Below are 4,065 nucleotides of genomic sequence, written 5' to 3'. Positions count from 1 at the left end.
AGATATTTTCGAGCTCAACTTTGTTGCAGTTGAAACAGCCGCTCTGCTTTTAAGCAGCATTACCTTTGGCTTTGCCATGATATGTGCTCACCGACAAAACAAGTCAGGCGCCCTTGCTTGGCTGGCGGTGACATGGGCACTGGGTGCGTGTTTTATTGGTATGGAGGTGTACGAATTTCATCACCTTATTGAGCATGGTAACGGGCCGCAGCAAAGTGCGTTTTTAACGGCGTTTTTCTCGTTAGTAGGGCTGCACGGACTGCACGTTACAGCAGGTCTTATTTGGATGACAATCATGTTTATTGAAGTAACCCGCCGAGGTTTAGGTGAGCAAACCGTTACTCGACTTAGTTGCTTAAGTCTGTTTTGGCACTTCCTCGATATCGTATGGATATGTGTATTTACCGTAGTGTATTTAATGGGGGCAATGTAATGGCGTTACACGATGCAAAATTAGCTTCAAATACGGACGGTCACGCTTCATCGACCCACAATAGTGATGACGCACATGGCGATGTGAAGTCTTATATTATTGGCTTCATTCTATCTGTGGTACTTACCGCTATTCCGTTCACCCTAGTGATGAATGGCGACCTATCTAAAGTTACCACGATTTGGAGCGTGGTAACTTTGGGCTTGGTTCAAATTTGGGTGCACCTCAAATACTTTTTGCACCTTAACTTTGTTACTGAAGAAGGCAGAGCCAATACGTTTTCATTCTTATTCAGTGCGCTTATTATTTTCATGGTGGTTGGGTTATCCGTTTGGATCATCTACGAATCAAACGCCATGATGATGTATTAGCAAATCTCTGTATATGCGTGGTCTAGCCTGACGATCATGTCAGGCTTTTCAATGTGATTAATTCATCGCGGTCAGTACGTTAAGCCCTCATGTTTCGCTCTTCTATTGGTGCAACCTATTTTGGGGGCAACATTGGGGCTTCTCAGTACACCTTGATACGTGTCTAAATGGGCGCGTTCTAAATTTGGATTTTACCCATGACCTCTACTTATAAACGCTACCTCTCAGTTACCAAGCCCGGCATTATTATGGGCAATGCTATTTCGGTAACGGGCGGTTTCTTGCTCGCGTCCCGTGGCGATATAGATTATTGGCTATTGCTCGCAACGCTCATCGGTTTATCGCTGGTGGTGGCTTCAGGTTGTGTCATTAATAACTGCATTGACCGAGATATCGACGGCAAAATGCAGCGCACGGCTAGCCGGGTTACGGTAACAGGCGAGTTACCATTACGTACTGCGATGTTGCACGGTGCTGTGCTGGGTATTGCAGGGTTTGGCTTGTTAGCGCTTTACACCAACCTTACTGCCGTATTTTTTGCCGCTTTTGGCTACGTCATTTATGTGGGTGTTTATAGCCTGTATATGAAGCGAAATTCGGTGTATGGCACCTTCGTTGGCAGTTTGTCGGGGGCCGTTCCGCCCGCAGTCGGTTATTGCGCCGCGAGCGGTCAGTTTGATATGGCTGCGGCTATTTTGCTGTGTATGTTCAGCATTTGGCAAATGCCCCATTCTTATGCCATCGCTATCTTTAGGTATAACGACTATAAGGCGGCTGGCATTCCCGTATTGCCTGTATCGCAAGGTATTGCGAAAGCAAAACGCCATATCGTCCTTCATATTGCGTTATTTGCTTTAGTAGTAATGCTGCTTCCACTTAGCGGCTATACGGGTATTGGCTTTTTGACAGTTGCTTTCGCAACAAGCCTTTGGTGGCTGTTGATGGCGCTGCGCGGATACAGACCCGACATCAACGTAGAAGGCTGGGCAAAACGTGTTTTTGGTTTTTCCATTGTGAATATAACGCTGTTATCCGTCGCTATGTCACTGGACTATCATACGTCAGTAACGAGTCTGTTTGCGCTCTCGTTCTAATTGACGTGTTTCGACTCACCCCACGAGGTTGGCTTGAAAGCTTTCAATGCAGTGTGCGTATAGCAACGCATTCACTTTGGGCAATCAGGCCTGACCGAGTGCTTTTTGCCCTCTGTACAAGCGAATAATGGTGAAACTATTAACTGCCAGTAGCGTAGCTTCAAGCAGGGTGCCGCCAATAGAGCCGACAATAATATTGTTGGTTAGCCAACATATAGCGCCGCACAAAAACGCTAAACGCATGCGTATTCCTGACAAACAAAATAAGGCATAAGTGCCTATGCACGTGCCCAAAATAGGGAATAAATCGTACCAAACTTCGGCCAAATACAGCCCGGCTGCTAGCGATATTAATATAAATAGATAGGCGACACTGCGGGAGCGAGTTTTAATTGAAATGCCTGTTCTTACCACTGAAAGCAAGGCACTTAAGCATGCGGTTACGGCACCAAGTAGCGCAAAATGCAGGGCGTGATTTAAATTCATCACCACCATCATTATTCGCAGGTGCTGATCATCACGCTGATAAAAGCACAAAATGCCAAGCGCAAAACTTAGCATTCCTATCGCTTGGGCCAAGTCAAATTCTGGTAACAAAAGGGAAGGCTCGTCAAAGATTGATAAAGGTTAACGATACGCAGTTTTTAAACAGCAGAGTAGCCTTTACATCGCTTTTTTAGCCCAACACATCACATTGACTAATGGCAGGCGGGTTGTTCACTAGGGTATACTTAGCGTGCACGATATTATTCTTAAACCGCGAGACAAATTAGGTCCTTTCCATGGCAACGGCATCTGCACTTCACATTTTGGTTAAAACAGAGAAAGAAGCGCTTTCTATTTTAGAGCAGCTTAAAAAGGGTAAGGATTTTGCGACATTAGCAAAGCGTTATTCTAAATGTCCGTCGGGCAAGCGTGGCGGCGATCTTGGTGAATTTCGTAGAGGCCAAATGGTAAAAGCCTTCGACGATGTGGTATTTAAAAAAGACGTGCTCAAAGTACACGGGCCGGTGAAGACCCGTTTCGGCTACCACCTTATTAAAACGCTCTATCGTAGTAATTAAAACCAGAGCCTTTTAAAACCAAAGCCGCTAAAGCCGAAGCAAGCCCGATCCATTCAACAAGCGTTTAAAGTATGTCCTAGCTAATTACCTTGTTAATTGCCCGGCTCCCACTTTTCACCGCATACTGAATTTTTGGTAAATATGACGTACGGGCTGTTGGTGTCGTGCAGTGAATTGCGTAGCGCTGCGCCGTGATCTACCGTAATAAAAGCTGTGTCAGAGGCCTTACCTTGTTCATCCAGCATAAAGTAGTCGCTGGAGTAGCTTGTTAGCATCATGCGATTGTCGTAACCCATATCGCTTAAGCGAACCCGGGTAATGGCTTTAAATATAGCGTCGGGGTTAGAAAGGCCTACGATTTTCTTAAAAAAGTAGCCTTTATCAGACTGCAGCTGGGAAAAACCATTTAACGTGTTTATCAGGGTTTTTAAATCTATTGCTTCGCGCTGCAGCATGAAGTCGTGCTGAATGGCATTGCCATCTTTTCTAAGGCTGTCTTTCGACGGTGCTTTACCAGCAGTATAGGCCTGCTCTGCTTCCATTGAAGAAAGGTGCGCTTGCCCTTCCTCTGTATAGTGAATCAGTGCGCTCGTATTCATGTTTACGTAGTAGTCGCTGATCCCCGCAGGTACCACTTCAAATAGCATAACATCTGGGGTTACGGCGCCTCGCTCTTCGGGCGTTTGAGGGCCTTTAGCCACGCACTTGTCAGAAATGAAATAGTAATATTGGCCAGCTTCAATGGCGAAAGCTGTATTAGATAGCACCGCGCAGGTGGCCAGAAATAGTAGCCTGGAAGTGAAATGGTTAATTGCCGTTACAGCACTGCCTATTTGCATATCAAAGACGCCTTATTGTTTGATGCATTTATCTATCATACCAATGCTTGCCGACTGGTATAAGGTGTCATTGTAAGGGGGAGTGGGTAAAAGCGCGAGTTAAGCTTTAGAACGCGCTTTACTCTTAGTTTGTAGCTCAATAAAGCTAAGTAAGAACTTATGAGCAAACCCACCGTTAACGGGGGCGAAGAACAATAGTGTCGCTAGAGTAGTCTGTAGATATCTGTAAATTGTCGGCAAGGGCGGCAATAAGCGCGTCTACAT

6 protein-coding genes are annotated in these 4,065 nt (G+C 45.6%); 4 read left to right on the top strand and 2 right to left on the bottom strand.

Annotation, left to right across the window (positions count from 1 at the left end):
- From QVA83_RS05065 to cyoE, 3 genes are all read left to right on the top strand, one after another.
- On the top strand, positions 1-433 hold a 433-nt coding region (locus QVA83_RS05065; RefSeq protein WP_287498202.1), incomplete at its 5' end, for a cytochrome c oxidase subunit 3.
- The gene (cyoD, locus tag QVA83_RS05060; RefSeq protein WP_012520077.1) at positions 433-804 is read left to right on the top strand and encodes a cytochrome o ubiquinol oxidase subunit IV; all 372 of its coding nucleotides are present in this window, start codon (positions 433-435) and stop codon (positions 802-804) included. The genes QVA83_RS05065 and cyoD, both read left to right, overlap by 1 nt.
- 197 nt (positions 805-1,001) lie before the next feature.
- On the top strand, positions 1,002-1,898 hold the full coding sequence (cyoE, locus tag QVA83_RS05055) for a heme o synthase (RefSeq protein WP_061486796.1): 897 nt from the start codon (positions 1,002-1,004) through the stop codon (positions 1,896-1,898).
- A gap of 84 nt (positions 1,899-1,982) precedes the next feature.
- On the opposite strand, the gene QVA83_RS05050 is transcribed toward cyoE, so the two are convergent.
- Entirely contained in the window at positions 1,983-2,495 is a 513-nt protein-coding gene (locus QVA83_RS05050) for a YgjV family protein (RefSeq protein WP_071960224.1), read from the bottom strand.
- A 185-nt stretch (positions 2,496-2,680) separates the two neighbouring features.
- Between QVA83_RS05050 and ppiC the strand changes: the two genes are divergently transcribed.
- Positions 2,681-2,962, top strand: a complete 282-nt coding sequence (gene ppiC, locus QVA83_RS05045; protein WP_061486795.1) for a peptidylprolyl isomerase PpiC — start codon at positions 2,681-2,683, stop codon at positions 2,960-2,962.
- 92 nt (positions 2,963-3,054) lie between these two features.
- On the opposite strand, the gene QVA83_RS05040 is transcribed toward ppiC, so the two are convergent.
- Positions 3,055-3,801 carry a hypothetical protein gene (locus QVA83_RS05040; RefSeq protein ID WP_287498201.1) on the bottom strand — a complete coding sequence of 249 codons (747 nt, stop codon included), beginning with the start codon at positions 3,799-3,801 and terminating at the stop codon, positions 3,055-3,057.
- Positions 3,802-4,065: the final 264 nt, after the last annotated feature.

The organism is Alteromonas sp. AO-Serp, assembly GCF_017849675.1.
Taxonomy (GTDB): domain Bacteria; phylum Pseudomonadota; class Gammaproteobacteria; order Enterobacterales; family Alteromonadaceae; genus Alteromonas; species Alteromonas macleodii.
This window is presented reverse-complemented; position numbering and strand designations above follow the sequence as displayed.

Excerpts from the sequence above, each read along its gene's own strand:
- cyoD (WP_012520077.1), top strand. The coding sequence starts at position 433 with ATGGCGTTACACGATGCAAAATTAGCTTCAAATACGGACGGTCACGCT.
- cyoE (WP_061486796.1), top strand. The coding sequence starts at position 1,002 with ATGACCTCTACTTATAAACGCTACCTCTCAGTTACCAAGCCCGGCATT.
- ppiC (WP_061486795.1), top strand. The coding sequence starts at position 2,681 with ATGGCAACGGCATCTGCACTTCACATTTTGGTTAAAACAGAGAAAGAA.
- QVA83_RS05040 (WP_287498201.1), bottom strand. The coding sequence starts at position 3,801 with ATGCAAATAGGCAGTGCTGTAACGGCAATTAACCATTTCACTTCCAGG.